The sequence below is a fragment of the Piscinibacter gummiphilus genome, assembly GCF_032681285.1.
Lineage (GTDB): Bacteria > Pseudomonadota > Gammaproteobacteria > Burkholderiales > Burkholderiaceae_C > Rhizobacter > Rhizobacter gummiphilus_A.
This window is the reverse complement of sequence record NZ_CP136336.1, coordinates 4,506,690-4,532,916: the sequence shown is the minus strand read 5'-3', so window position 1 is coordinate 4,532,916 and position 26,227 is coordinate 4,506,690. Positions and strand designations below refer to the sequence as shown.

General features: G+C 67.8%; 22 protein-coding genes. 16 read left to right on the top strand and 6 right to left on the bottom strand.

Annotation, left to right across the window (positions count from 1 at the left end; all coding sequences use genetic code 11):
• Positions 1 to 6 precede the first annotated feature (6 nt).
• A complete protein-coding gene (locus RXV79_RS21320) occupies positions 7 to 597 on the bottom strand; it encodes a YqiA/YcfP family alpha/beta fold hydrolase (protein ID WP_316700107.1) in 591 nt (196 codons plus the stop codon).
• A 202-nt stretch (positions 598 to 799) separates the two neighbouring features.
• On the opposite strand from RXV79_RS21320, the gene RXV79_RS21315 reads away from it, so the two are divergent.
• Positions 800 to 3,559: a zinc-dependent metalloprotease gene (locus tag RXV79_RS21315; RefSeq protein ID WP_316700106.1), complete on the top strand. Its 2,760-nt coding sequence runs from the start codon at positions 800 to 802 to the stop codon at positions 3,557 to 3,559.
• Here the strand turns inward: RXV79_RS21315 and mpl are convergent.
• Positions 3,549 to 4,901 carry a UDP-N-acetylmuramate:L-alanyl-gamma-D-glutamyl-meso-diaminopimelate ligase gene (mpl, locus tag RXV79_RS21310; RefSeq protein WP_316700105.1) on the bottom strand — a complete coding sequence of 451 codons (1,353 nt, stop codon included), beginning with the start codon at positions 4,899 to 4,901 and terminating at the stop codon, positions 3,549 to 3,551. The two genes, RXV79_RS21315 and mpl, sit on opposite strands and share 11 nt — an antisense overlap.
• Positions 4,902 to 4,950: 49 nt before the next feature.
• Between mpl and RXV79_RS21305 the strand changes: the two genes are divergently transcribed.
• Positions 4,951 to 5,367 (top strand): hypothetical protein, encoded by a 417-nt coding sequence (locus tag RXV79_RS21305; RefSeq protein ID WP_316700104.1) that lies wholly within the window; start codon positions 4,951 to 4,953, stop codon positions 5,365 to 5,367.
• 15 nt (positions 5,368 to 5,382) lie between these two features.
• A complete protein-coding gene (locus RXV79_RS21300; RefSeq protein WP_316700103.1) occupies positions 5,383 to 5,850 on the top strand; it encodes a DUF6152 family protein in 468 nt (155 codons plus the stop codon).
• Positions 5,851 to 5,856: 6 nt separating this feature from the next.
• On the opposite strand, the gene hemL is transcribed toward RXV79_RS21300, so the two are convergent.
• Together hemL and thiD are read right to left on the bottom strand one after the other, a co-directional pair.
• On the bottom strand, positions 5,857 to 7,146 hold the full coding sequence (gene hemL / locus RXV79_RS21295) for a glutamate-1-semialdehyde 2,1-aminomutase (RefSeq protein ID WP_316700102.1): 1,290 nt from the start codon (positions 7,144 to 7,146) through the stop codon (positions 5,857 to 5,859).
• Positions 7,136 to 8,071, bottom strand: a complete 936-nt coding sequence (gene thiD, locus RXV79_RS21290) for a bifunctional hydroxymethylpyrimidine kinase/phosphomethylpyrimidine kinase (RefSeq protein WP_316700101.1) — start codon at positions 8,069 to 8,071, stop codon at positions 7,136 to 7,138. The genes hemL and thiD overlap by 11 nt, the downstream gene beginning before the upstream one ends.
• 177 nt (positions 8,072 to 8,248) lie before the next feature.
• On the opposite strand from thiD, the gene RXV79_RS21285 reads away from it, so the two are divergent.
• The 7 genes from RXV79_RS21285 to RXV79_RS21255 all read left to right on the top strand — a co-directional run bounded on the left by RXV79_RS21285 (position 8,249) and on the right by RXV79_RS21255 (position 19,617).
• Positions 8,249 to 8,401, top strand: a complete 153-nt coding sequence (locus tag RXV79_RS21285; RefSeq protein ID WP_257829516.1) for a rubredoxin — start codon at positions 8,249 to 8,251, stop codon at positions 8,399 to 8,401.
• An 87-nt stretch (positions 8,402 to 8,488) separates the two neighbouring features.
• Complete coding sequence (locus tag RXV79_RS21280; protein ID WP_296729926.1) at positions 8,489 to 8,854, top strand: response regulator; 366 nt, start codon at positions 8,489 to 8,491, stop codon at positions 8,852 to 8,854.
• A 52-nt stretch (positions 8,855 to 8,906) separates the two neighbouring features.
• Complete coding sequence (locus RXV79_RS21275; protein WP_201811401.1) at positions 8,907 to 9,272, top strand: response regulator transcription factor; 366 nt, start codon at positions 8,907 to 8,909, stop codon at positions 9,270 to 9,272.
• A gap of 35 nt (positions 9,273 to 9,307) precedes the next feature.
• The gene (locus tag RXV79_RS21270; protein ID WP_316700100.1) at positions 9,308 to 9,826 is read left to right on the top strand and encodes a chemotaxis protein CheW; all 519 of its coding nucleotides are present in this window, start codon (positions 9,308 to 9,310) and stop codon (positions 9,824 to 9,826) included.
• Positions 9,827 to 9,887: 61 nt separating this feature from the next.
• Entirely contained in the window at positions 9,888 to 12,203 is a 2,316-nt protein-coding gene (locus RXV79_RS21265) for a methyl-accepting chemotaxis protein (RefSeq protein ID WP_316700099.1), read from the top strand.
• An 88-nt stretch (positions 12,204 to 12,291) separates the two neighbouring features.
• The gene (locus tag RXV79_RS21260; RefSeq protein WP_316700098.1) at positions 12,292 to 18,558 is read left to right on the top strand and encodes a hybrid sensor histidine kinase/response regulator; all 6,267 of its coding nucleotides are present in this window, start codon (positions 12,292 to 12,294) and stop codon (positions 18,556 to 18,558) included.
• A 30-nt stretch (positions 18,559 to 18,588) separates the two neighbouring features.
• The gene (locus tag RXV79_RS21255; protein WP_316700097.1) at positions 18,589 to 19,617 is read left to right on the top strand and encodes a GGDEF domain-containing protein; all 1,029 of its coding nucleotides are present in this window, start codon (positions 18,589 to 18,591) and stop codon (positions 19,615 to 19,617) included.
• Here the strand turns inward: RXV79_RS21255 and RXV79_RS21250 are convergent.
• Positions 19,614 to 21,080 (bottom strand): cryptochrome/photolyase family protein, encoded by a 1,467-nt coding sequence (locus RXV79_RS21250; RefSeq protein WP_316700096.1) that lies wholly within the window; start codon positions 21,078 to 21,080, stop codon positions 19,614 to 19,616. The two genes, RXV79_RS21255 and RXV79_RS21250, sit on opposite strands and share 4 nt — an antisense overlap.
• Positions 21,081 to 21,115: 35 nt before the next feature.
• Here RXV79_RS21250 and RXV79_RS21245 point away from each other — a divergent pair, with 35 nt between their 5' ends.
• The 6 genes from RXV79_RS21245 to RXV79_RS21220 are packed head-to-tail and all read left to right on the top strand — an operon-like array spanning position 21,116 to position 25,655.
• Entirely contained in the window at positions 21,116 to 21,697 is a 582-nt protein-coding gene (locus RXV79_RS21245; RefSeq protein ID WP_316700095.1) for a YqgE/AlgH family protein, read from the top strand.
• Positions 21,694 to 22,104 (top strand): Holliday junction resolvase RuvX, encoded by a 411-nt coding sequence (ruvX, locus tag RXV79_RS21240; protein ID WP_316700094.1) that lies wholly within the window; start codon positions 21,694 to 21,696, stop codon positions 22,102 to 22,104. The genes RXV79_RS21245 and ruvX overlap by 4 nt, the downstream gene beginning before the upstream one ends.
• The gene (gene pyrR / locus RXV79_RS21235; RefSeq protein WP_316700093.1) at positions 22,101 to 22,613 is read left to right on the top strand and encodes a bifunctional pyr operon transcriptional regulator/uracil phosphoribosyltransferase PyrR; all 513 of its coding nucleotides are present in this window, start codon (positions 22,101 to 22,103) and stop codon (positions 22,611 to 22,613) included. Before ruvX ends, pyrR begins: the two co-directional genes overlap by 4 nt.
• The gene (locus tag RXV79_RS21230) at positions 22,610 to 23,566 is read left to right on the top strand and encodes an aspartate carbamoyltransferase catalytic subunit (protein ID WP_316700092.1); all 957 of its coding nucleotides are present in this window, start codon (positions 22,610 to 22,612) and stop codon (positions 23,564 to 23,566) included. Before pyrR ends, RXV79_RS21230 begins: the two co-directional genes overlap by 4 nt.
• 18 nt (positions 23,567 to 23,584) lie before the next feature.
• Positions 23,585 to 24,880: a dihydroorotase gene (locus RXV79_RS21225; RefSeq protein WP_316700091.1), complete on the top strand. Its 1,296-nt coding sequence runs from the start codon at positions 23,585 to 23,587 to the stop codon at positions 24,878 to 24,880.
• 16 nt (positions 24,881 to 24,896) lie between these two features.
• Positions 24,897 to 25,655, top strand: a complete 759-nt coding sequence (locus tag RXV79_RS21220; protein WP_316700090.1) for a lysophospholipid acyltransferase family protein — start codon at positions 24,897 to 24,899, stop codon at positions 25,653 to 25,655.
• A 7-nt stretch (positions 25,656 to 25,662) separates the two neighbouring features.
• On the opposite strand, the gene RXV79_RS21215 is transcribed toward RXV79_RS21220, so the two are convergent.
• Complete coding sequence (locus RXV79_RS21215) at positions 25,663 to 26,148, bottom strand: pilin (RefSeq protein ID WP_316700089.1); 486 nt, start codon at positions 26,146 to 26,148, stop codon at positions 25,663 to 25,665.
• Positions 26,149 to 26,227 lie beyond the last annotated feature (79 nt).

Below are 26,227 nucleotides of genomic sequence, written 5' to 3'. Positions count from 1 at the left end.
CGTCGGTCAAGGGGAGGGGCCGAGTTCGAGGAAGTGCAGTAGATGCGGCAGGTGCTCGTCGAAATCCGACAGCGCATGGTCGCTGCCCTCGACGATGCGCAGGTGGCCGCCGCGGTAACGCTCGCTCATCTCGCGCCAGCTCAGCACCTCGTCGCCGGTGGCGATGACGGCGAAATAGCGCGTCGGGTCGGCGAGCCGGCCGGGCGTCATGTCTCGCAATTCGTCGACGTACTCAGGGCGGAAGAAGAAGCGATCGTCGCTGTGCCAGGCGGTGGTCTCGCCGATGTGGCGGGCGAGGTCGCGTGCCGGGTCGACGGCTGGGTTGAGGAGCACGGCCTTGCAGCCCAGGCGTTCGGCCATCACCGTGGCGTAGAAGCCGCCCAGCGAGCTGCCGACGACGGCCATGCGCTCGCGCGGCCAGCGGCTCACGCCGTGCTCGAGCATGCGCACTGCTTCGTGTGGCGAGGGCGGCAGTTGCGGGCACCACCAGGTCAGGCGCGGTGCGTGTTCGCGCACCCAGGCCGCCATGCGCGTGGCCTTGGCCGACTGCGGCGACGAGCGAAAACCGTGCAGATACAACAGATGGGTCGGGGTCATGGGAACCAGGCCTCGTCGGGCTGCTCGAAGCGAGTCGCGAGAGTGAGACGACGGACACAAGAAGGGGCCCCGCAGTGTGCCCGACTCCGCAATCTCACCCGGTGCCGCGGGTGCTTGGCACGCCTAAACTGACCCGCGCCTGCCCTGTGCTGGATTGCCTTTCCCGATTTCGCTTCCCGACTTCGTTTCGCAAGGATTCTTCGTGAACGTTTCTCCTGCCGGTCTTGCCGTTCGCCCGCTCGGGCTCGTTCTCGCGATTTCATTGATGCTGCAGGCCTGCGCCACGCCCGCCCCCTCGGCCAACGGCACCGGCAAGCCCACGTCGCCGGAGAAAGCCAACACCCGTGCCGTCCCGGCGCCCGTGGCCGGCGCGGCGCCTGCAGCGCCAGCCGCCGCGGCGGCCGCATCGGGGGCGGCCTCCGGCGTGGCCGGTGCACCGGCCGCACGGCCCGAGCCTGGCGCGCCCAAGCCCTTTGACGAGGTGATCAAGGGCGCCACGCAACAGTCGGGCTTCGTGCCCATCTGGCGCAAGGACGACAAGATCTGGCTCGAGATCCCTGCCGAGCGGCTCGACCAGCCCTTCTTGCTCTCGGTGAACGTGGCCGGCTCGGTCGGCGAGCGTGGTTTGTATGCGAGCCAGATGGGCCCATCGTGGCTGGCCACCTTCCGCAAGATCGGCACCAGCCAGATGCAGCTGATCGCGCTCAACACCGCCTTCGTCAGCAGCACCACCGCCATGAAGCCGGCGGTGGAGCAGGGCTTCTCGCACAGCCTGCTCGGCTCGGCCGCGATCGTGAGCGCCCCGCATCCGCAGCGCAAGTCGGTGCTGATCGATGCCGGCTTCCTGCTGACCGACATCCCCGGTTATTCGACGCGCATCGAGTCGGCGTTCCGCCTGCCGTATTCGCTCGACCGCGGCAATTCCTTCTTCGAGAAGACGCGCGTGAGCGACGAGATGACCACGGTCAACGCCCGCGTGCATTTCGCCACCCCGCGCATCCCGGCGCCGCCGGCCCTGCCCAGCCCCACGCCTGGGCCCAACCCGCCATCGACCGTGCCCGATGCGCGCAGCATGTTCGTGGCCTTCGTCTACAGCTTCACCAAGCTGCCGCAAGAGCCGATGCCGGCACGCAGGACCGACCCACGCCTGGGCCACTTCTTCACCGGCGTCACCGACCTCGGCAACGACCTCAAGGCCAACCCGCGGGTGCACCACCTGAGCCGCTGGCGCCTGGAGAAGCGTGACCCGAGCGCCGCGCTGTCGGATCCCAAGCAGCCCATCGTCTACTGGCTCGACAAGAACATCCCGCCCAAGTACCGCAAGGCGGTCGAGGCTGGTGTGCTCGAGTGGAACAAGGCCTTCGAGAAGATCGGCTTCAAGGACGCCATTGTCGTTCGCCACCAGCCCGACGATGCCGAGTGGGACAACATGGACGCGCGGCACGCGTCCATCCGCTGGTTCGTCGGTGCCGACGTGGGCTTCGCCGTCGGCCCGCACCACGCCGACCCGCGCACCGGCGAGATCATCGATGCCGACATTGGCATGAGCGACGTGTTCGGCCGCGGCGCGCGGCGCTTCGTCGTCGAAGACGTGGGCACGGGTGGGGGCGCGGGTGCGGGTGCAGCGGGCCACGCCCACGACGCCTATTGCGACTACGCCCGCGAGAACGCCGCGGAGATGAATTTCGCGCTCGACGTGCTCGAGGCGCGCGGCGACATCGCCCCCGACAGCCCCGAGGCCGAGGCCTTCGTGCAGGCCGTCATCAAGGACACCGTGATGCACGAGGTCGGCCACACGCTCGGCCTCAAGCACAACTTCAAGGGCTCGACGGTCGTGCCGCGCGACAAGCTGCAGGACAAGGACTTCACCGAGAAGAACGGTATCTCGGGCTCGGTGATGGACTACAACGCCTACAACGTGGCGCTGCGCGGAGAGAAGCAGGGCGCACTCAACAACACCACGCTCGGGCCCTACGACTACTGGGCGATCGAATACGCCTACAAGCCGATCGCGCCGGCCGATGAAGCGGCCGAGCTGGCCCGCATCGCGTCGCGCAGCACCGACCCGCTGCTCGCCTATGCCGACGATGCCGATGCCGGCGGCCTGCCCGGCAATGACGGCATCGACCCGCTCGTCAACCGCTTCGACCTCGGCGACGACCCGCTGGCGTACTACGTGCGGCGGCTGCAGCTCTCGCGCGAGCTGTGGCAGCGGGTGCAGGAGCGCGGCGCGCAGCCGGGCGACGAGGCGGTGCGGCAGCGGCGCATCCTCCTGAGTGGCTTCCGCCAGCTGAGCCGGGCAAGCGAACTCGTCGGCAAGTACGTGGGCGGGATGTACACCGTGCGCGACCTGCCGGGCACCACGCGCCGCGCCGCCTACGTGCCGGTGGAGCCGGCCAAGCAGCGCGAGGCGCTCAAGTTCCTCGCCGATGGGGTGTTCAATGCCGACAGCTTCCGCTTCAAGCCCGAGTTCGTGGCGAGCCTCTCGCCCGACTACAACGAGTGGGACCGTGGCGGCCCGGTGAACATCCCCGCCGCCGTTCTGCAGGTGCAGACGGTGGCGATGGACCGGCTGCTCAACCCGGGCACGGCCTCGCGCCTGCTCGACCTGCCGTCCTACGTGCCCAACGCGAACAAGCGCAACATCATCTCGCTCGCCGAGGTGTACGACACCCTGCAAGGCGCGGTGTGGAGCGAACTCAAGACCGGCCGCGAGATCGACCGCCTGCGCCGCAACCTGCAGCGCGAGCACTTGAAGCGTGTGCAGAATCTGCTGGTGCGCGGCTCGGCATCGCTGCCGCCCGATGCGCTGAGCCTGATGCGGATGCAAGCGGTGGAGCTGCAGACACAGATCAAGCGGGCGTCGGGCAACGGCAAACTGTCCGTCGAGAGCCGTGCGCACTTGCAGGATTCGTTGTCGCAACTCACCGAAGCGCTGCGCGCCTCGATGATCAGGAGCTGAGAGCCGTCAGCAGTTTCTGGTGGATGCCGCCGAAGCCGCCGTTGCTCATGCAGAGCACGTGATCGCCGGGCTTCGCGGCGCGCCGCACGGCGGTGACGAGCGCCTCGATGGTGTCGGCCACGATGGCCTTGTCGCCCATCGGCGCCAGGGCTTCGCGCGCGTCCCAGCCCAAGTTGGCCTGGTGGCAGAACGAGAGGTCGGCCTCTTCCAGCGCCCACGGCAGCTGCGCCTTCATCGCGCCGAGCTTCATCGTGTTCGAGCGCGGCTCGAAGACGGCGAGGATGCGGTCGGCACCCACCTTGCGGCGCAGGCCGTTGATGGTGGTGCGGATGGCGGTGGGGTGGTGGGCGAAGTCGTCGTAGACCTTCACATTGCCCGCTTCGCCACGCAGCTCGAGGCGGCGGCGCACGTTTTCGAAGCTTGCGAGCGCAGCACCCGCGACCTCGGGTGACACGCCGACGTGTTCGGCGGCGGCGATGGCGGCGAGCGCGTTGAGCTGGTTGTGCTCGCCCAGCAGTTGCCAGTCGACGCGCGCGATCTTCAGGCTGCCGCGCAGCACGTCGAAGGCGTGCGGCTCACCGCGCGCACGCAAGGCGCCCGGCGTTTCCTTGCGGGTGCCGAAGCGCACCACCTCGCTCCAGCAGCCGCGCTCCAGCACACGCTGCAGCGACTCTTCACGCGCGTTGACGACGAGCCGGCCCGAGGGCGGCACGGTGCGCACGAGGTGGTGGAACTGGGTCTCGATGGCGGCCACGTCGGGGAAGATGTCGGCGTGGTCGTACTCGAGGTTGTTGAGGATCGCGGTGCGCGGGCGGTAGTGGACGAACTTGCTGCGCTTGTCGAAGAAGGCGGTGTCGTACTCGTCGGCCTCGATGACGAAGGTCTTGCCTTGGCCCAGTCGGGCAGACACGCCGAAGTTCTGCGGCACGCCGCCGACGAGGAAGCCGGGTTCGAGGCCGGCCTTGTCGAGCATCCACGCGAGCATCGAGGTGGTGGTGGTCTTGCCGTGCGTGCCGGCCACGGCCAGCACGTGGCGGCCTTGCAGCACGTTGTCGGACAGCCATTGCGGGCCGCTCGTGTAGCGCGCGCCGGCATCGAGGATGGCTTCGACAAGCGGGTTGCCGCGCGAGACCACGTTGCCGATCACGTAGAGGTCGGGGTTGAGCTTGAGCTGGTCGGCACCGTAGCCCTCGATGAGCTCGATGCCGAGGGCGCGCAGCTGGTCGCTCATCGGGGGGTACACGCCGGCATCGCAGCCGGTGACGGTGTGGCCGGCTTCGCGCGCGAGGGCGGCGAGTCCGCCCATGAAGGTGCCGCAGATGCCGAGGATGTGAATGTGCATGGGCGCGATTCTAGGAGTCGGGGTCACGTCGACCTCACAATGCCCGGGCATGAACTGGATCGCCACACACCCCTGGGCGTACCCCGCGCTGGAGACGCTGCACCTCGTCGGTGTCGCGCTGCTCCTGGGCAACCTCGTGCTCTTCGAGATGCGGGTGTGGGGCGCACAGCCGAGCCTGCCAGTGCGGCCACTCGCGAAGCTCGCGCTGGGGGTGGCGCTGGCCGGCTTCGCGCTGGCTGCGGTGACGGGCACGGTGATGCTCGCCAGCCAATGGGCCGAGTTGCAGGCGAACCGCGCGCTGTGGCTGAAGGCGGGGCTGCTCGTCGCTGCAGGGGCGAACGCCGCGGCGTTTCATCTGCGCGGCGGGCTCGACAAGATCGACCGCGTGGCCCGCCTGCAGACCGCGCTGTCGATGGGGCTTTGGCTGCTTGTCGTAGCCTGCGGCCGGTTCATCGCCTATGTCTGACATGTGGAGACCTCCATGCAACGACGTCTGATCCTGGTGGCCGGCGCGGGTGTCTGCGTCTTGCCGGCGTGGGCCCATCACGGCTGGAGCAACTTCGATGCCGAGCGGCCGATCTACCTCGAGGGCCGGGCCGCCAAGGTGGCGTGGCGCAACCCGCATGCCGAAGTGGAGTTGGAGTTGGCGTCTCCCCTGACGCTGCCGTCTGATCTTGCGAAGCGGCCGGTGCCGCCGCAGTCGGCCGCGGTGGACGCGCCGGCCATCCTCGCGAAGACGGTCCTGCCCACGCGGCGCGACAAGCGCTGGGAGCTGGAACTCGCGCCCTTGTCGCGCATGCAGGCCTGGCAGGTGGCCGAGATCAAACCCGGCACATCGCTCGCGGTGGTGGCGTACACCTTCCCCGGCGAGAAGGGCGAAGCCGTGGCGCGGGTGGAGTACCTCTTCGTCGACGGCAAGGCCTACGCCTTGCGGTCGTCGCCGGCCTGAACCGCGTCAGGCCTTGAAGGCTTCGCGTGCCGCCTCGACGGTGGCGGCGATGTCGGCGGCGGTGTGCGCCGCACTCACGAAGCCGGCTTCGTAGAGCGCCGGCGCGAGGTACACCCCACGGTCGAGCATGGCGTGGAAGAAGCGGTTGAAACGCTCCTTGTCGGTCGCCATCACGGCCGGGTAGTTCTGCGGCAGGGCGGCGCCGAAGAAGAAGCCAAACATGCCGCCTTCGCAATCGACGACGAAGGGCACGCCAGCCGCCTTGGCCGCGGCGTTCAGGCCATCGACCAGCGTGCGGGTGCTGGCCGAGAGCGCTTCGAAGAAGCCCGGCTTCTGGATCTGCTTGAGCGTGGCCAGGCCGCAGGCGGTCGCGACCGGGTTGCCCGAGAGCGTGCCGGCCTGGTAGACGGGGCCGAGCGGGGCGAGCTTCTCCATCACCGCACGCTTGCCGCCGAAGGCCGCGAGCGGCATGCCGCCCCCGATGACCTTGCCGAACACGCTCATGTCGGGCGCGAAGCCGGGGATTGCCTTCGCGTAGAGGCTCTGGGCGCTGCCGAGGGCCACGCGGAAGCCCGTCATCACCTCGTCGAACACCAGGAGCGCGCCGTGCTGCGTGCACAGCTCGCGCAGGCGCGTCATGAAAGGGATGCTCGCCCGCACGAAGTTCATGTTGCCGGCGATCGGCTCGATCATCACGCAGGCGAGGTCGGCGCCGTGCCGCTGGAAGGCTTCTTCGAGTTCGGCGACGTTGTTGTATTCGAGGACCAGCGTGTGCTGCACCACCTCGGGCGGAACGCCGGCGCTCGTCGGGTTGCCGAAGGTGGCGAGGCCCGAGCCGGCCTTCACCAGCAGCGCATCGGCATGGCCGTGGTAGCAGCCTTCGAACTTGATGAGCTTGTGGCGTCCGGTCGCCCCACGGGCGAGGCGGATGGCGCTCATCGCAGCTTCGGTCCCGGAGCTGACGAGTCGCACCTGCTCCATGCTCGGCACCAGCTTCAGGATTTCTTCGGCCAGCTCGATCTCGCGCTCGGTCGGCGCGCCGAACGAGAAGCCTTCCAGCGCTGCCTTCTGCACCGCGTCGAGCACCTCGGGGTGGCCGTGGCCGAGGATCATCGGGCCCCAGGAGCCGATGTAGTCGATGTAGCGCTTGCCTTCGGCGTCGAAGATGTAGGGGCCTTGTGCGCGGCTGATGAAGCGCGGCGTGCCGCCAACGGCGCGAAACGCGCGCACCGGCGAGTTGACCCCGCCGGGGATGACGCGCTGCGCGCGTTCGAAGAGCTGGGCGTTAGTGGACATGGCGCGGGTCCTTCGGAGCCTGCTCACCGCCATCGCCCTCGGGGGCTGCACCTTCCGCGCCTTCTTCCGCAGGCGGCAGCGCCCAGAAGAAGCGGTCCGGGATCACGTTGCCCATGCCAGGGCGGAAGCCGGCGTCGAGCGCCTGGTCGAGGAAGGCGAGCGATTCGCCGACCGCTGCGTGCAGCTCGCTGCCCGACGCCAGCAGGGCGGCGAGGGCGGCGGAGAGGGTGTCCCCCGCACCGACGAAGCTCACCTCGAAGCGCTCGAACTTCTCGCCGGTGATGGCGCCCTGGGGCGAGGCCAGCACGTTGTCGAGGAACTGATCGGGCAGCGGCACGCTCGTCACCAGCACGAAGCGGGCGCCGTGCTGCGACGCGGCCACGGCCAGCTCGCGCGGCGAGGCCGGGCGGTCGCCGCTCCATTCGGGCAGCAGGAAATCGGTCAGCGTCTGGTGGCTGCCGACCAGCACCTCGGTCTGCGGCAGCACCAGCTCGCGGAAGGCGTCGAGGTAGGCCGTCTGGTCATCTTCGTCGACCCACGACAGATTGGGCATGTAGGCCACGAGTGGCACCTCGGGGTAGTCGGACAGCACTTCGGCTACCGCGCTGACGCTTTCGGCCGTGCCCAGGAAGCCGACCTTCCAGGCGGCGATGGTCACGTCTTCGAGGATGCTGCGGGCCTGCTCGACCAGCACATCGGGGTCGAGTGCTGTGTGATCAAACACTTCGGCTGTATCCCGCAAGACGACTGCAGTCACCACCGGCAGGGCATGGGCGCCCATCGCGGCGATGGTGACGACGTCTCCCGCGAGGCCGCCAGCCCCACTGGGGTCGCTCGCATTGAAGCTCATCACACAGGCCGGCGCGGGCGCGTCGTGGGGGTTGTCGGTGCTGGTGTCCGCGGTGGTCACGTCGTTCGTCGTCATGGGGCGTTCGTCCGGAATTCAGGGTATGCCAGCACTTCTAGAAATATGTGAGGAATGTGGCGTATGTGCCCACAAACTAACGCCTTTTTGGCATTTTGCGTGGCTACAATCAATTTTCATTGTAGTGAGCGATTAAGAACTAACGTGAGCAAAGACGCCAGCGCGACACGTACTTGGATGTGTCTGATTTGCGGTTGGATCTACGACGAAGCGGCTGGAGATCCTGATCACGGGATTGCCCCAGGGACGCCCTGGGAGTCAGTGCCCATGAACTGGACGTGTCCGGAGTGTGGCGCCCGCAAGGAAGATTTCGAGATGGTCCAGATCTGACGTTCCGGACCTCGTTGGGATGATCTGACAGTGTCGACCCGAAGCCGTTGAGGAGACAACCCGGTGAGCAATGACGCCCCTGCTGGCATGAAGGTGCTGGTCATCGACGACAGCAACACCATCCGCCGCAGCGCAGAGATTTTCCTGAAGCAGGGTGGCTATCAGGTTCTGCTGGCCGAGGATGGCTTCGATGCCTTGTCCAAGGTGAACGACCACGCGCCCGACCTTGTCTTCTGCGACATCCTGATGCCGCGGCTCGATGGGTACCAGACCTGCGCCATCATCAAGCGCAACCCCAAGTTTTCGGCGGTGCCGGTGATCATGCTGTCTTCAAAAGACGGCCTGTTCGACAAGGCCCGTGGCCGCATGGTGGGCTCCGAGGCCTACCTGACCAAACCCTTCACGAAAGACCAGCTGCTGCAGGCGGTAGAGCAGCACCGCAGGTCTGAATGAGCATGAGTGATGGCAGGCGCATCAGGGCGCCGGCCGAGATGGAGTAGCGAGCATGGCGATCAAGAAAATTCTGTTGGTGGACGACTCGAAGACCGAGTTGCATTTCCTCTCCGAACTGCTGACGAAGCGCGGCTACTCGGTGCGCACCGCCGAAGATGGCGAAGACGCGATGCGCCGGCTCGGAGAAGACAAACCCGATCTCATCCTCATGGACGTCGTGATGCCGGGCCAGAACGGCTTCCAGCTCACCCGCGCCATCACCCGCGACCCGCGCTTCACCGATGTGCCGGTGATCATGTGCACCAGCAAGAACCAGGAGACCGACAAGGTCTGGGGCATGCGCCAGGGTGCACGCGACTACATCGTGAAGCCCGTCGATGCCGACGAGCTGGTGGCCAAGATCAAGGCGTTCGACTGAGTCTCCCCAAACCCACGTCATGCAGGCAGGTGTGAATGGCCAATAAGGAAGCACTACGCGAACTGCAAAGCCGCCTCGCCGAAAGGCTGAAGGCGGCTCAGTCGCAAGAGCGCGGGAGATCCTGGCTGGCCGTGGAGTGTGCAGGCCACGGATTCCTGTTTCCGCTGCAGGAGGCGGGCGAAATCTTTCCCTTTGCACCGGCGGTGCCCGTGCCCTACACCAGCCGCTGGTTCCTCGGCGTGGCCAACTTGCGCGGCAAGCTGCACGGCGTGGTCGACCTGGCGGGCTTCCTGGGCATCCGGGGTAACGAGGCTGCACGCGACCAGTCCTGGTTCGTGGCCTTCAACAACGACCTGAACATCAACTCCGCGCTGATGGTGGACCGGCTCTCCGGCCTGCGCAGCCTGGAGCAGCTCAAGCGCGAAGCCGACGACGGCCAGGCCAAGCCGGCTTTCGTGGGCGCACCGTATCGCGACGAGAACAACCGCCTGTGGCGCGAGCTGAATCTCGCGGCGCTGGCGAGCGAGTCGGCATTTTTGAGAATCGCGGGCTGAAGCGTGTTGGGCGCTTCGACCTTCTGACAGTCACTTTGAGACACGACGGAACGAGGAACATATGAGCTTCCTGGACAAGATCAAAAGCTTTGGCAAGGGCCGCGATTCCAACGCGTTGGATGACAACCCGGTCATTCCTCTCGATGACGTCATGACCCTGGATCGGTCGTCGATGGACGGTGCCAGCACGGCCACCGCCACGGAGGCGCCCACCCGCACGGCGCACATGGACTCGTCCATCATCACCGAGGCGGCGCCATCCGAGATTGCCGACTTTTCCGAGACACGCCTGCCGGCCGGCATGGGCGAGGAAGCCAGCACCACGGGTCTGCCGATCATCGGCAAGCAGCCCGTCGCGACACAGCAGCGTGTGCTGCTCGGCCTAGTGGCCGTCGGCCTGCTGGGCCTGGTCGGCATGACGCTGTACTCGTTCAACTCCGCGGCCAAGGGCTCAGCGCAGGTGGCCGCCTCCGGCCAGGCGCTGATGCAGTCGCAGCGTCTTGCGAAGTCGGTGTCGCAGGCACTGATCGGCTCGGCGGCGGCCTTCCCTGAGGTGAAGGAGTCGACCGAAGTGCTGGCCAAGAGCGTGCGCGGCCTGGCCAAGGGCGAAGGCGGCCTCGACGCCGCGCCGTCGTCGGTGCAGGAGGCGCTCGCGCCGATGGTGCCGCTGGTCGACCGTGCCGAGAAGAACGCCAACACCGTGATGGGTCAGCAGAAGATCCTGACGCAGGTGGGCAAGGCGCTTCGCACCATCAACCGCCAGTCGTCCGACCTGCTGGAAATCGCCGAAACGGTGTCGTCGCTGAAGCTGCAACAGGAAGCCTCCCCGGCCGAGCTGTCGGCCGTCGGCCAGCTCGTGATGTTGACGCAGCGCATCGGCAAGTCCGCCAACGAATTCCTGACCATGGAAGGCGTGTCGCCGGAAGCCGTGTTCTTGCTGGGCAAGGACCTGAACTCCTTCCGCGAAATTGCCGATGGCCTGCTCAACGGCAACCAGGAACTTCGCCTGCCCGGCACAAAGGATCCGCAGACCAAGGAGCGTCTGCAGGCCCTGCTGAAGCAATACGAAGAGACCCGCTCTGAAGCCGGCTCGATTCTGGGCAACCTGCAGGGTCTGGTCTCGGCCCGTGAAGCGCAGGCATCCATCATTCAGGACAGCGAGCCGCTGCGTAAGGGCCTGGAAACCGTGCAGGACCGCCTCGGCGTCGTGACCGGCTTCAGCGCGATTGCCGTGGTGGTGATCGGCCTCTTCGCCGCGATGATTGCCATCGGCGGTTACGGCCTGGTGCGCTTGTACGTGAACGATCAGGCGCAACGAGCGCAGGTCGCCAAGGCGCAGCAGATGGAAGCCGAACGCCAGGAGCAGGAAGCCAAGCGCGTGAACGACGCCAACCAGGCGGCCATTCTGCGATTGATGAACGAACTGCAGACGGTTGCTGAAGGTGACTTGACCCAACAAGCCACCGTGACCGAGGACATCACTGGCGCTATTGCCGACTCGGTGAACTACACGGTGGAAGAACTTCGAACCCTGGTGTCGCAGGTGCAGGGCACGGTGGGCCGGGTGACCGAAACGACGCAACAGGTGGAAGCCACGTCGACCGAACTGCTGGCCGCCTCTGACGAACAGCTGCGCGAGATTCGCGAAACCGGCGAGTCGGTGCTCCAGATGGCGAACCGAATCAACGAAGTGTCGGCGCAAGCCCAGCAGACGGCCCAGGTGGCGCGCCAGTCGCTGCAAGCTGCAGAAACCGGTCTGACCGCGGTGCAAAACACGATCGGCGGTATGAACTCCATCCGCGACCAGATCCAGGAAACCTCCAAGCGGATCAAGCGACTCGGCGAGTCGTCGCAGGAGATCGGTGAAATCACCGAACTGATTTCCGACATTACGGAACAGACGAACGTGCTGGCACTGAACGCCGCCATTCAAGCCGCGTCCGCCGGTGAAGCCGGCCGGGGCTTCTCGGTGGTTGCGGAAGAAGTGCAGCGGCTTGCAGAACGCTCCGGCGATGCAACCCGCCAGATCGCGGCCCTGGTGAAGACCATTCAGACCGACACCCAAGACGCGGTGGGCGCCATGGAACGTTCCACGCAGGGTGTGGTGGAAGGTACCCGACTGTCCGACGCGGCAGGTAACGCGCTCGGCGACATCGACCGCGTGTCACGCCAGCTCGCCGAGCTGATTCAGCAGATCTCCTCACAAGCGTCTCGGGAAGCCGAATCTGCGAACGTGGTGGCTGCCAACATCCAGCACATCTTCGCGGTGACGGAGCAGACCGGTGAAGGTACCCGCTCGACCGCTCAGATGGTGCGTGAGTTGTCCCGTACTGCTGAAGAACTGAAGCAGTCGGTGGCACGGTTCAAGATCAGCTGATCGCACGAAGACAGCGCCGTGGCGCAAGCCGCGGCACCCGACTCGACACTAGGCACGCACGGAAAGCCACGCGACGATGAGCGAGACCATGAGCGAGATGACCGACGACCTGAGTGCCTTGGCGTGGGTGCATGAGGAGCTTCGCCGCTCCCTCGACAACGCCCACAAGGCCCTGCGTCGGTTCGTCAAGGAATCGGAGTCGATGAGCGGCTCCGACGTCGACGCGGTCGACCCCGCCGTGCTGCGCACCGCGCGCCAGCAAATCCACCAGGGCGTCGGCGCCCTCGAACTCGTCGGGCTGCCGGCGGTGGCCGTGGTGCTGCGTGCCAGCGAAGCCGCGGTGCAGCGCTTCATCGCCAAGCCCGAGAAGATCACCGAAGCCGATGTCGATGCGATCGAGCTGGCCTCGTTCGCGCTGCTCGACTACCTGCAGCGCATGCTGTCGGGCAAGCCGGTTTCCTCGCTCGCGCTCTTCCCGCGCTACCAGGCGGTGCAGGCTTTGGCCGGTGCCGAGCGCATCCATCCCGCCGACCTGTGGAACCACGACTGGCGCTGGCTCGATCTGGGCAAGGACGCTAGCGCCACGCCGCGTGCGCTCGATCAGCAGTCGCACGCCGACTTCGAGAAGCAGCTGCTGCCGCTTCTGCGCGGCAACAACCCGAAAGCCGCCGGCGCGCTCAGCGACCTGTGTGCTGGCCTTGGCCTCGGGGCCACCAGCCTGCCCGCCGCCACGCAGTGGAAGCTGGCCGCGGCCTTCTTCGAAAGCCAGGCCACCGGCCTTTTGAAGCCCGATCTCTACAGCAAGCGCGTGGCCTCGCGCCTGCTGGCCCAACTGCGCGCCTTCGAGCGCGGCGATGCCGACGTGTCGGAGCGCCTCGCGCAAGACATGCTCTTCTTCTGCGCCCAGAGCGCGTCGCCCGGCGATGGCCGCAAGGCGCCGCGCCTGGCTGCGGCGCGCCAGGCCTATGGCCTCGCGCAGCACGTGCCGGCCGACTATGAAGTCAACCGCCTCGGCCGTTTCGACCCCGCCCTCATCGCGCAGGCACGCAAGCGTGTTTCGAGCGCCAAGGATGCGTGGTCTGGCGTGGCTGGTGGCGAAATGCACCGCATGGGTGGCCTGTCCGAGCAGTTCTCGCTGGTCGGCGATTCGCTCAAGCGCCTCTACCCGAACGGCGAGATGCTTGCCGACGAGCTGCAGAACGCCATCGCCCAGACCCAACAGTCGGGCGCAGCGCCGCAACCGCCGCTCGCGATGGAAGTCGCGACCAGCGTGCTCTACCTCGAAGCCTCGCTGGAAGATGGCGACTTCGACAACCCCGACGAGGGCAAGCGTGTGGCGCGCCTGGCCCAGCGCATCGCGTCCGTTCGCGCCGGCCACACCCCCGACCCGCTCGAAGCGTGGATGGAGGAGCTGTACCGCCGCGTCTCCGACCGCCAGACCATGGGCAGCGTCGTGCAGGAGTTGCGCGCCTCGCTGTCTGAAGCTGAAAAGCACATCGACCAGTTCTTCCGCAACCCGGCCGACCGCCCGGCACTCTCGCCGGTGCCTCAGCTGCTGTCGTCGATGCGCGGCGTGCTGTCGGTGCTCGGCATGGACCAGGCCGCGCATGCGGTGCTGCGCATGCGCGACGACGTCGACGGGCTCCTGAGCACCGAAGTCGACCCGCAGATGGTCGTGCAGTCCGGCACCTTCGACCGCCTTGCGAGCAACCTCGGCGCCTTGGGCTTCCTGATCGACATGCTCAGCGTGCAGCCCCAGGTGGCCAAGTCGCTGTTCGTCTTCGATGCCCAGGCCGGCACCCTGAGCCCGCTGATGGGCCGCAGCGCTGCAGCCCGCCAGGCCACCAATCTCGTCGTGCCGGCCGCAGCCCCGCCGGTGGAGCCGCGCCTCATCGAGCAGGCACAGTCGCTGGCCTTTGCCGCCGTGAGCGACCGTGTGCCGCTCGACGAAGTGGCACGCGACCTCGACCACCTGTCGCAGGAAGCCAAGGCGGCCGACCAGACCGAGCTGCTGGCCACCGTCGAAGAAGCCAAGGAAGCGATCGAGCACGCCGCCAGCCCCGAGGAAGTGGCCGCCGTGCGCGAGGAGCTGTCCGACAAGCTGGCCGATTTTGTCCACACCGCGAGCGGCCCGATCCCGCTCGACGAAGCGCCCGTCATCGTTGCGAAGGCGCCGCCACCGCCGCCGCTGTCGCCCACGCCCACCAGCATGGCAACCGACCTCGGCGACGACCCCGAGATGCGCGAGATCTTCCTCGAGGAAGCGCGCGAGGTCATCGACACCGCCCGCACCGCACTGGGTGCGCTCGAGCATTCTCCTGCCAACATCGAGCAGCTCACGACCGTGCGCCGCGCCTTCCATACGCTGAAGGGCAGCTCGCGCATGGTGGGCCTGAAGGAATTCGGCGAAGCCGGCTGGGCCTGCGAGCAGGTCTACAACAGCTGGCTGGCCGAGCAGAAGGCCGCCGATCCGAGCCTGCTGGGCTTCACCAGCGGCACGCTCGACTACTTCGCCGACTGGGTCGAAGCCATCGCCCGCCAGCAGCCGGCAGGCTTCACCTCCGCGCCGGTCAAGGCTGCCGCCGATGCGCTGAGCCGTGGCGAACCGATCCCGCCGGTGGCGGCATCGCCTGCCAACGACCTGCAAATGGTCTCGCTCTCGTTCCCGGCCGACCTGCCGACCGAGAACGATCTTGAACTCAAGGCGGCACCGGCTCCCGTCCCTGCTGCAGCGCCTGCGGCGGCCCCCGAGCTGCCCGAGGTGTCGTTCGATCTGGACCTGGGATCGTTCGACGACCCAAAACCCCTCGCGGCCGCTGAGGCCGCGACCCCGGCGCCTGGCATCGAGCTTCGCTCGCTGGAGCTGCCGGACAGCTTCGACGAGCAGACGGTCATCGAGCCTGCCCCGGCCGCCGAGCCCTTGCCGGCTGCCGAGTCGGTCGAGATGATCGAGCTGGAGCTGGACGACAAGCTGTTCGCGGCCGACGCCCCGGTGGCACTCGCGCCGGAAGCGGCGCCCGAGGTGGCATTGCCCGAAGTCACGGTGCCGGTGGTGAGCCTGCCCGAGGTGACCGTGGCCGAGGCCCCCGAGCCGGCGCCCGTGGAGCCTGCGGTAGCGCCGTCCGATGACGACCAGGTGAAGGTCGTGGGTGACCTGCGCATCAGCATCCCGCTCTTCAACATCTACCTCAACGAAGCCGACGAACTGTCGCGCCGCCTCACCACCGAAGTGGCCGAGTGGGCGATGGAGTTGCACCGCCCCGTCGGTGAAGTGCCGATCGCGCTCGCCCACTCGCTGGCCGGCAACTCGGCCACGGTCGGCTTTGCCGACCTGTCGCACCTGGCGCGTCTGGTCGAACACGCCCTGATGCGCTCGCAGGCCATCGGCTCGGGCACGCCCGAGGAGGCACGCCTCTTCGTCGACGCGTCGGAAGAAGTCCGCCGCCTGCTGCACCAGTTCGCCGCCGGTTTCCTGAAGCCCGTGGCGCCGGAGCTGCTGCAACGCCTGGCCGATCACGAGATCAGCTCGGCGCGCCGCCTCGAAGCGGCCAATGCCGCGGAAGCCGCAGCGCCGGCCATCGTGGAACACGCCGCCCCGGTGGAAGCGCCGCCGGTGATGCTGCAAGAACCCGCCGAGCCGCCGCCTGCGCCGCGCACGTCGCGCCCGGTGCCGCTGGAGCATGGTGACGATGCGCTCGTCGCCCACGTCGACAGCAGCTTCGGCGGTCTCGACACCAACGTCGGCTCGCTCGGCCAGGCGGAGTTCAAGACGCTGGCACCGCTGCCGGTGGAAGACACCGCCCGTGCGGCCCCGGTGCGCGCCGACGCGTTCGATGGCGAAGACGACATCGACGCGGTCGACGCGGTCGACGCCGAACTCTTCCCGATCTTCGAGGAAGAAGCCGAAGAACTGCTGCCGCAGCTCGACAGCAAGCTGCGCGAATGGGCCCGCCGCCCGACCGACAACGGTCCGGCCGCCGCCTGCATGCGCACGCTGCACACCCTCAAGGGCGGTGCCCGCCTCGCAGGTGCGATGCGCCTCGGTGAAATGGCGCACCGGCTGGAAACGGCCATCGAGCACCTGCTGGCACAAAGCGCCGTCACGCCGGCCGACGTCGAGTCGCTGCATGCGCGTTCCGATGCGCTGTCGACCGTGTTCGAAGCCCTGCGCTCCCGCGACGCGCAGGCGTACGCCGAAGCCGAAGACTCCCTGCATGCGGCCTTGTCCGACGAGCCGGTCCCGCCACCCGTCGTGGCGCCGCTGGTGCAGCCGGTGGTGGCCCCTCCCGTGTTGCCGCCCGTCGCGGTGATCGAAACGCCGGTGCAGGCTGTCGAGCCGGTGGTGCCGGCGCCGGCCGAGGCCCCCGTGGCTGCCGCCGCACCGCGTGTCTCGCCTGCGGCCGATGCGGCAGCGCCGACGGCGCGCGATGTCGACTGGTCGCGGTTCTTCGGCACTGCCGAAACCGATGCGGCCACCCCCACGGGCGACCGCAACGTGGCGGCGTCCAACGCCGCTGTGCGTGTGCGTGGACCACTGCTCGAACGTCTCGTGAACCAGGCCGGTGAGGTCAGCATAACGCGATCGCGTATCGAGTCGGAAGTCGGCAACATGCGCGGCTCGCTCAACGACCTGACCGACAACCTGGAGCGTCTGCGCGTTCAGCTTCGCGACATCGAGTTCCAGGCCGAGACGCAGATGATCTCGCGCCAGGAAGCTGCCAAGGCTGCGCACGAGACCTTCGACCCGCTCGAATCCGACCGCTTCACCCGTTTCCAGGAACTGACCCGCATGATGGCCGAGTCGGTGAACGACGTGGCCACGGTGCAGCGCACGCTGACCCGCACGCTGGAAACGACCGAAGACGAACTGGCCTCGCAGGCCCGCCTCACGCGTGACCTGCAAGACGACCTGCTGCGTACCCGCATGGTCGAGTTCGAATCGGCATCCGATCGTCTCTACCGCGTGGTGCGCCAGGCCGCCAAGGAAACCGGCAAGCAGGTGCGTCTGGACATCGTCGGCGGCTCGATCGAAATCGACCGCGGCGTGCTGGACCGCATGACGCCCGCGTTCGAACACCTGCTGCGCAACTGCGTGACGCACGGCATCGAATCGCCTGATGCGCGCTCGGCCGCCGGCAAGGACGCGACCGGCAACATCGTCGTGGCCCTGCACCAGGAAGGCAACGAAGTGGCGGTGGAATTCCGCGACGACGGTGCCGGCCTCAACCTTGCCCGCATTCGCGACAAGGGCGTCGCGATGGGCCTGCTCAACGCAGGCGAAGAGCACAGCGCTGGCGACCTCGCCAACCTGATCTTCACCCCCGGCTTCTCGACCGCCGAGACGGTGACCGAACTCGCCGGCCGCGGTGTCGGCATGGACGTGGTGCGCTCCGAGGTGAACGCGATGGGCGGCCGCATCGAGACGGCCACCGCCGCCGGCCAGGGCACGAGCTTCAAGCTGGTGCTGCCGCTGACCACCGCCGTGACGCAGGTGGTGATGGTGCGCAGCGGCTCGACCGTCGTGGCCCTGCCAGCCACGCTGATCGAGATCGTGCGCCGGGCCAGCGCCAAGGAACTCGAAGAGGCCTACGCGAGCGGCAGCTACACGCTCGGCGAGCGCTCGTTGCTCTTCTTCTGGTTCGGCTCGCTGCTGCAGGAAAGCGCCCTCAGCCAGGAGCCGGTGGGCCGCACCCGCCCGGTGGTGGTGGTGCGCTCGGCGCAGCAGCGCATCGCGCTGCACGTCGACGAAGTGCTGGGCACGCAGGAAGTGGTGGTGAAGAACCTCGGGCCGCAGCTGTCGCGCCTGCCGGGCCTTGCCGGCATGACGCTGCTGGCTTCGGGTGCCGTCGCGCTGATCTACAACCCGGTGGCATTGGCCACGCTGTACGGCGAAAGCGCGCGTGCCGCGACCGTCGCCGCACTGCGGTCGCCGAGCCAGCCGGTCGCACCGAGCGCGGAAGAGGCTGCCGCGCAGGCTGCACCGCTCGTGCTGGTGGTCGACGATTCGCTCACCGTGCGCCGTGTGACCCAGCGCCTGCTGGTGCGCGAAGGCTACCGCGTGACGCTCGCGAAGGACGGCATCGAAGCCCTCGAATGCCTGGCCGACGAGCTGCCGCAGGTGGTGCTCAGCGACATCGAAATGCCGCGCATGGACGGCTTCGACCTCGTGCGCAACATCCGCGGCGACACCCGCCTGCGTGCGCTGCCGGTGATCATGATCACCTCGCGCATCGCGCAGAAGCACCGCGACTACGCCGCCGAGCTGGGCGTCGACCACTACCTCGGCAAGCCGTATTCGGAAGAAGACCTGCTCGCCCTGATCGGCCGCTACACGGCCATGCCCGCGCCGGTGTGAACCGGCTCCCGGTGAGTCTCTGAAGTCGCCATGTCGGAACTGGTCGACCATCTCGCAGAGCTCACCGGCTTTCGTGACCGTGACATCCTCGATGTGACGCTGGTGGGCGCCTTGCGCGACCTGCTGCGCCCGCGGGTGGTCACGATCTATCGGGCCGTGGGCGATGCCGGCAACGAGCGCTGGATCACCCGCGCGCGCCTGGGTGAAAACGACGCCGTCGCGACCGCCGACCCGGCATGGGCCGACATCGACAGCCTGCCGCCGCTCGGCCTCTATCCCGAACGCCTGCAGGCGATGAAGGGCCAGGCCACGGTCGTCACGGTGCCGGGCCGCCACTCCTTGAGCCTCTTCCCCGTCAGCACCGACCGCGAGGTCGTCGGTGTGATGGAGATCGAGACGCTCGACCCACTCTCCGACGAATCGCGCCGGCTGGTGGGCAGCATCCTGCGCATCTACCGCAACTTCCAGGCGCTGCTCGACTACAGCGAGCGCGACACGCTCACCGGCCTGCTCAACCGCAAGACCTTCGATGAGAGCTTCCTCAAGGCGACGAACGAGCCCACCGGCATCCCGATGGCCGCCGATGGCCGCCGTCTGCCGACCGCGAGCCACCGCCACTGGCTGGGCGTGATCGACATCGACCACTTCAAGTCGGTCAATGACAACTACGGCCACCTGATCGGCGACGAAGTGCTGCTGCTGCTGTCGCGCCTGATGCGCAGCAGCTTCCGTTTCCACGACCGGCTCTATCGCTTCGGCGGCGAGGAATTCGTGGTGCTGATGCGCTGTGCGAACGAGCAGGATGCCGCGCTGGCACTCGAGCGCATGCGCAGCAACACCGCCAGCTACCCCTTCCCGCAGGTAGGGCAGATCACCATCAGCATCGGCTTCACCGAGGTGAAGCCCGGCGACACGCCGAGTGCCGCCTTCGAGCGCGCCGACAAGGCGGTGTACTTCGCCAAGAGCCACGGCCGCAACCAGGTGCAGAGCCATGCCGAGCTGGTCGCTCGCGGTGACCTGGAAGACGAATCCAAGATCGGCGACGTCGAGCTGTTCTAGCGGCTCTTCGCTTTCACGACCGCATAGCGTTCGAGCGTCTTCGCACGCGCCTCGTCGTGCATCACGATGGGCTCGGGGTAGTTGTCACCCAGCCGCACGCTGGCTTCCGCCAGCTCGATCGGCCGTGCCAGCCACGGGGCGTGGATGGCCTTGTCGGAGAGCTTCGCCAACTGCGGCAGGTAGCGCCGGATGAACTTGCCCTCGCTGTCGAACTTCTCGCTCTGGCTCACCGGGTTGAAGATGCGGAAGTAGGGCTGCGCGTCGCAGCCGGTCGAGGCGGCCCATTGCCAGCCGCCGTTGTTGGCGGCGAGGTCGTAATCGATCAGCTTTTCGGCGAAGTAGCGCTCGCCCCAGCGCCAATCGATGCCGAGGTCCTTCACGAGGAAACTCGCGACGACCATGCGCAGGCGGTTGTGCATGTAGCCGGTCTGGTTGATCTGCGCCATGGCGGCGTCGACCAGCGGGTAGCCGGTGCGGCCTTCGCACCAGGCGGCGAAGAGGGCGTCGGCATGCTTGCCGTGCTCCCACTTGATCGCGTCGTACTCGGGCTTGAAGCTCGCGCCGACGACATGCGGGTGGTGGTGCAGCACCTGGTGGTAGAAGTCGCGCCAGATCAGCTCCGACAGCCACACCGCCGCGCCGCGCGAGCCGTGGTGCATGCGGCTGGCCGCTTCGCGCGCCAGCTGGCGGATCGACACGGTGCCAAAGCGCAGGTGCGTCGACAGGTAGCTGGGCCCTTTCACCGCGGGGAAATCGCGCGTGGTGTCGTAGCGGTCCATGCGCGGCAGGAAGTCGGCGAGCATCGCCTGCGCGCCGGTCTCGCCCACGCCCAGCTTCATCTCGTGCAGGTTGGTCGGCTCGAAGCCGATCTGCGGGAGCGACGGCACGCCCGCCTCCACGCCCTCGGGCAGCGGCGCCAGGCTGTCGGCGAATTTCTCGATGGGGTAGGCGCTCACGTAGAAGGGTTCCACCTTCTTCAGCCAGGCGTTCTTGTAGGGCGTGAACACGCTGTAGGGTGAGCCGCTGCCGGTGAGCACTTCCTGGCGCTCGAAGACCACGTGGTCCTTGCTGGTGTGCAGCGAGACGCCGAGGTCGGCGAGTGCGCCGCGCACCCGCGCATCGCGGGCAAGGGCGTCGGGCTCGTCGTCGTGGTTGGCGTAGACCGCCTGCACCCGCAGCCGGTCGGCAAGCTGCGGCAATTCGTCCACCGCCAGCCCGTGGCGGACGATCAGGCCGCCGTGCGCTTGCCATCGCCGCAGGGCCTCGTCGAGCCCCTGCAGGCTGTCGCGGATGAACTCCACCCGCCGGTCGGCACGCGGCAGCGGATCGAGGATCGCGGTGTCGAACACGAACACGCACCACACCTTGCGGGCGGCCTTCAGTGCGTGGAAGAGGGCGGCGTGGTCGCTGCTGCGCAGATCGCGGCGAAACCAGACGAGGGCGGTGTCCAAGACCTTTTCCATCGGCGCGAGTGTGCCGCAGGAATAAAATCGCGCCCATGCCCGGCTCGTCCATCAACCTCACCAACCAGTTCCTGATCGCCATGCCCGGCATGGCCGACGAGACGTTCGCGGGGGCCGTGGTCTACATGTGCGAGCACACCGACAAGGGCGCGCTGGGCCTCGTGATCAACAAGCCCATCGACATCAAGCTCAAGAACCTGTTCGAGAAGGTCGAACTCACGCTGGACCGTGCCGACCTGGCCGACGAGCCGGTGTACTTCGGCGGGCCGGTGCAGACCGAGCGCGGCTTCGTGCTGCACGAGCGGCTAGGCGGCGATGACGGCGGGCACTACAACTCCTCACTGCAGATCCCCGGCGGCCTGGAGATGACCACCAGCAAGGACGTGCTGGAAGCGCTCTCCCACGGCGCGGGCCCGAAGAAGATCCTCGTGACGCTCGGCTACAGCGGCTGGAGCGCCGGCCAGCTGGAGGAAGAGATCGGTCGCAACGGCTGGATCACCGTCAGCGCCGAGCCCGGCATCATCTTCGACACGCCGGTCGAGCAGCGCTACGACAAGGCGCTGTCGCTCCTGGGCATCGACCCGCGCATGCTGAGCCAAGAGGCGGGGCACGCATGAGCCTCGTGGCTCCAGTGCCCACGTCCCCGAGTACTTTCCTGGCATTCGACTTCGGCACCAAGCGTGTCGGGGTGGCCAGCGGCAACACCATCACACGCACGGCCACGCCGCTCAAGACCGTGGCCGCCGAAGGCGACGCACGCTTCGCCGCACTCGGTGCGCTGATCTCCGAATGGAAACCCGACGCGCTGGTCGTGGGCGTGCCCTACTACCCCGACGGCGCAGCGCACGACAATACCGCCCGCGCGCAGCGCTTCGCCCGCCAGCTGCACGGCCGCTTCAGGCTGCCGGTGCATGAAGTGGACGAGCGCTACACCACCACCGAGGCGCATGCGGCCGGCGCAAGCGACGTCGACGCCGCCTCGGCCGCGATCATCCTGGAGCAATTCCTGAAAGCATTGCCATGAGCACGCTGCACCTCGACGCCGAAGCGCTGTACACCGACCTGCTGAGCGGCGTGCGCACCCTCTTGCGACCCGACTCGGTGCTGGTCGGCATCTGGTCGGGTGGCGCCTGGCTGGCCGAACGCCTGCAACGCGACCTCCAGCTCGCGGGCGAGCACGGCGTGATCTCGAGCGCCTTGCACCGCGACGATTTCTCCTCGCGCGGCCTCTCCACCGCCGACCCGACGAAGCTGCCCTTCGAGATCGAAGGCCGCCCCATCGTGCTGATCGACGACGTGCTCTACACCGGCCGCACCACACGCGCTGTCATCAACGAGCTTTTCGACTTCGGCCGCCCGGCGAGCGTGACGCTCGCGGTGCTGGTCGACCGGGGCGGGCGTGAGCTGCCGATCCAGCCGGCCTATGCGGCCGCCCGCGTCACCTTGCCCAAGGCGTCGCGCCTGCGCCTCGCACGCGACGACGACGGCCGCTTCAGTTTCGACATCCAAGAGAAGAAGGGAGAGGGTTCGTGACACGCAACCCCCAACTCAACAAGCACGGCGAGCTGATCCACCTGCTCTCCATCGAGGGCCTGCCGCGTGCTGTGATCCACCACATCCTCGACACGGCCGGCACCTTCCTGAGCGTGAACGACCGCGAGGTGAAGAAGGTGCCGCTGCTGCGCGGCAAGAGCGTCTTCAACCTCTTCTTCGAGAACAGCACGCGCACCCGCACCACCTTCGAGATCGCCGCCAAGCGCCTGAGCGCCGACGTGATCAACCTCGACATCGCGAAGTCGAGCGCCGCCAAGGGCGAGAGCCTGCTCGACACCATCGCCAACCTGTCGGCCATGCACGCCGACATGTTCGTGGTGCGCCACAGCGAGAGCGGGGCTCCATATCTCATCGCTCAGCACTGCGCACCGCACGTGCATGTGGTGAACGCGGGTGACGGCCGGCATGCGCACCCGACGCAGGGCCTGCTCGACATGTACACCATCCGCCACTTCAAGCACGACTTCACGAACCTGAGCGTGGCCATCGTGGGCGACATCGTGCATTCGCGCGTGGCCCGCTCCGACATCAACGCGCTCGCGACGCTCGGTGTGCCCGACATCCGCGCCGTCGGCCCGAAGACGCTCGTGCCCGGCGACCTGAAGGAGATGGGCGTGCGCGTGTGCCACGACATGATCGAGGGCATCAAGGGTGCCGACGTCATCATCATGCTGCGCCTCCAGAACGAGCGCATGAGCGGCGCGATGCTGCCGAGTGCCGGCGAGTTCTTCAAGAACTACGGGCTGACGGTGGAGAAGCTGGCCCACGCCAAGCCCGATGCGATCGTGATGCACCCGGGGCCGATCAACCGTGGCGTCGAGATCGACTCGTCGGTGGCCGATGGCCAGCAGAGCGTGATCCTGCCGCAGGTCACCTTCGGCATCGCGGTGCGCATGGCGGTGATGTCGACCATCGCCGGCAACAACGCCTGACCGGAGCCCGAGACCCACATGAAACTGCTGATCAAGAACGGACGGTTGATCGACCCGGCATCCGGCCGCGATGAAGTGGCCGACGTGGCCATCGCCGCCGGCCGCATCGTGACGCTGGGCAAGGTGAACCCCGATTTCAAGCCTTCGCGCACGCTCGATGCGAGCGGCCTCGTCGTGGCACCGGGCCTCGTCGACCTCGCCGCACGACTGCGCGAGCCGGGCCATGAGCACGAAGGCATGCTCGAGTCGGAAATGGCCGCGGCCGTGGCCGGCGGCGTGACGAGCCTCGTCTGCCCACCCGACACCGACCCCGCGCTCGACGAGCCCGGCCTGGTCGAGATGCTCAAGTTCCGCGCGCGCAACCTGAACCAGTCGCACCTCTATCCGCTGGGCGCGCTGACCCGCGGCCTGGCCGGTGAGGTGCTGACCGAGATGGCCGAGCTGACCGAAGCCGGATGCGTCGGCTTCTCGCAGGCCGACGTGGCGCTGGCCGACACCATGGTGATGCAACGCGCGCTGCAATACGCCTCCACCTTCGGCTACTGCGTGTGGCTGCGCCCGCAAGACGCCTACCTCGGCAAGGGCGTGGCCGCGAGCGGGCCGCTGGCCACGCGCCTGGGCCTCTCGGGTGTGCCGGTGATCGCCGAGACCATCGCGCTGCACACCATCTTCGAGCTGATGCGCGTGACGGGCGCGCGGGTGCACCTGTGCCGCCTGAGCAGCGCAGCCGGCATTGCACTCGTGCGCGCCGCGAAAGCCGAGGGCCTGCCGGTCACCTGCGACGTGAGCGTGAACCACCTGCACCTCATCGACGTCGACATCGGCTACTTCAACGCCGCGATGCGCCTCACGCCGCCGCTGCGCCAGCAGCGTGACCGCGATGCGATCCGCGCCGGACTGGCCGACGGCACCATCGACGCGCTCGTCAGCGACCACACGCCGGTCGACGAAGACGCGAAGAACCTGCCCTTCGCAGAAGCCGAACCGGGGGCGACCGGGCTGGAGCTGCTCTTGAGCCTGGCGCTCAAGTGGGGCACCGAACACAAGCTCGGGCTGGCGCAGTCGCTCGCCAAGGTGACCTGCGAGCCGGTGCGGGTGCTGGGCGAGGCCTTGGGCTCGCTCGCGTCGAGCGCGGGGCGCCTCGTGGAAGGCGGCGTGGCCGACGTCTGCATCTTCGACCCGGCCACCCACTGGACGGTGCGGCCGCAGGCGCTCAAGAGCCAGGGCAAGCACTCGCCGTTCGCGGGCTACGAAGTGCCGGGTACGGTGAAGTACACGCTCGTGGCCGGCAACGTGGCCCACGAAGCGGCCTGAATCGGTCTCGAGCGACGTGCGCAGCTTCATCGCGCTGTGGCGGCTGGCCTGCGTGGGCCGGCTGCTTGTTGCGGGCGTGCTGCGCTGCGCCTTCATCTTCCCGTTCATCACGCCGGCGAAGCGCCTGTGGCAGACCGGGCGCTGGTGCGGCCAGGTGGCGCGGGCGCTGGGCGTGACGATCGAAGGCGAAGGGCGCTCGCACGACGGCCCGGCCTTGCTCGTCGCCAACCACATCTCCTGGCTCGACATCCTCGCCATCAACGCGGTGCACCCGGCACGCTTCGTCTCCAAGGCCGACGTGAAGCACTGGCCGGTGCTCGGCTGGCTGGTCGGCTGCGGCGGCACGCTCTTCATCGAGCGCGAGCGCAAGCGCGATGCGCTGCGCGTGGTGCACCAGATCGCCGCGGCGCTGAAGCAGGGCGATACGGTCGCGATGTTTCCCGAGGGCACGACGGGCGACGGCAGCACGCTGCTGCCCTTCCACGCCAACCTGCTGCAGGCCGCCATCTCGACCGACGCCCTGCTGCAGCCCATCGCGCTGCGCTATGCCGACGACGACGGCTCGCCCAGCCAGGCGGTGGTGTGGGTCGGCGACTCGACGCTCGCCGAGTCGTTGTGGAAGGTGGCCACGGCGCGCGGCCTGCGCGTGCGGGTCACGCAGCTGGCGCCGCTGCCGTCGGCGGGGCAGGACAGGCGCGATCTCGCATCGCGGTTGCGTGGCCAGATCGGCGAAGCGCTGGGCTTCGAGGTGTCGGCACTTGCAGCCGACCACTGAAAGACGGCTAGACGCAATTCACCGGCAGGTGCCGGCGTTCGATGTCGGTGCGGTTGGGGCCGAAGAGCTTCATCTGATCGGGCGCGCTGGCGAAGGCGCACACCCAGGCCACCGGGACCACCGGCGCGTCTTCCACCACGGCCGGGCGCAGCGTGAGCGTCTTGCCTTGCAGGGCGCCGTTGGCCCGGTTGCCGAACACGATGTGGATGGCGCCGCCTTCGACGGTGACCGACTTCACCACGTTGTTGACGATCTTCTCCGGGGCGGGCAGGCCGGCCGCGGCGTTGTCGGCCGGCAAGGCCTTGGTGGTGGCCCAGACGGCGGCCACGTTGTCCTTGGCCAGCTTGGCGAGCGTCACGCCTTCGACGATGTGCTCGCGGATGTACTTGCCCTGCAGACTGGGCACGGCCATCAAGGCCAGGATGGCGAGGATGGCCATCACGACCAGAACCTCGATGAGCGTGAAGCCGCGGCGGAAGGCAGTGCATGTCATGGCGGCGTGCAGTGTGTCACAGCTCGCAGGGCGGCCCGCACGGTTTGCATCCCCCAGGTGACAGCGCTGTCATCGGGGC

Excerpts from the sequence above, each read along its gene's own strand:
- RXV79_RS21320 (WP_316700107.1), bottom strand. The coding sequence starts at position 597 with ATGACCCCGACCCATCTGTTGTATCTGCACGGTTTTCGCTCGTCGCCG.
- mpl (WP_316700105.1), bottom strand. The coding sequence starts at position 4,901 with ATGCACATTCACATCCTCGGCATCTGCGGCACCTTCATGGGCGGACTC.
- RXV79_RS21305 (WP_316700104.1), top strand. The coding sequence starts at position 4,951 with ATGAACTGGATCGCCACACACCCCTGGGCGTACCCCGCGCTGGAGACG.
- RXV79_RS21300 (WP_316700103.1), top strand. The coding sequence starts at position 5,383 with ATGCAACGACGTCTGATCCTGGTGGCCGGCGCGGGTGTCTGCGTCTTG.
- hemL (WP_316700102.1), bottom strand. The coding sequence starts at position 7,146 with ATGTCCACTAACGCCCAGCTCTTCGAACGCGCGCAGCGCGTCATCCCC.
- thiD (WP_316700101.1), bottom strand. The coding sequence starts at position 8,071 with ATGACGACGAACGACGTGACCACCGCGGACACCAGCACCGACAACCCC.
- RXV79_RS21285 (WP_257829516.1), top strand. The coding sequence starts at position 8,249 with ATGTGTCTGATTTGCGGTTGGATCTACGACGAAGCGGCTGGAGATCCT.
- RXV79_RS21280 (WP_296729926.1), top strand. The coding sequence starts at position 8,489 with ATGAAGGTGCTGGTCATCGACGACAGCAACACCATCCGCCGCAGCGCA.
- RXV79_RS21275 (WP_201811401.1), top strand. The coding sequence starts at position 8,907 with ATGGCGATCAAGAAAATTCTGTTGGTGGACGACTCGAAGACCGAGTTG.
- RXV79_RS21270 (WP_316700100.1), top strand. The coding sequence starts at position 9,308 with ATGGCCAATAAGGAAGCACTACGCGAACTGCAAAGCCGCCTCGCCGAA.
- RXV79_RS21265 (WP_316700099.1), top strand. The coding sequence starts at position 9,888 with ATGAGCTTCCTGGACAAGATCAAAAGCTTTGGCAAGGGCCGCGATTCC.
- RXV79_RS21260 (WP_316700098.1), top strand. The coding sequence starts at position 12,292 with ATGAGCGAGATGACCGACGACCTGAGTGCCTTGGCGTGGGTGCATGAG.
- RXV79_RS21255 (WP_316700097.1), top strand. The coding sequence starts at position 18,589 with ATGTCGGAACTGGTCGACCATCTCGCAGAGCTCACCGGCTTTCGTGAC.
- RXV79_RS21250 (WP_316700096.1), bottom strand. The coding sequence starts at position 21,080 with ATGGAAAAGGTCTTGGACACCGCCCTCGTCTGGTTTCGCCGCGATCTG.
- RXV79_RS21245 (WP_316700095.1), top strand. The coding sequence starts at position 21,116 with ATGCCCGGCTCGTCCATCAACCTCACCAACCAGTTCCTGATCGCCATG.
- ruvX (WP_316700094.1), top strand. The coding sequence starts at position 21,694 with ATGAGCCTCGTGGCTCCAGTGCCCACGTCCCCGAGTACTTTCCTGGCA.
- pyrR (WP_316700093.1), top strand. The coding sequence starts at position 22,101 with ATGAGCACGCTGCACCTCGACGCCGAAGCGCTGTACACCGACCTGCTG.
- RXV79_RS21225 (WP_316700091.1), top strand. The coding sequence starts at position 23,585 with ATGAAACTGCTGATCAAGAACGGACGGTTGATCGACCCGGCATCCGGC.
- RXV79_RS21215 (WP_316700089.1), bottom strand. The coding sequence starts at position 26,148 with ATGACATGCACTGCCTTCCGCCGCGGCTTCACGCTCATCGAGGTTCTG.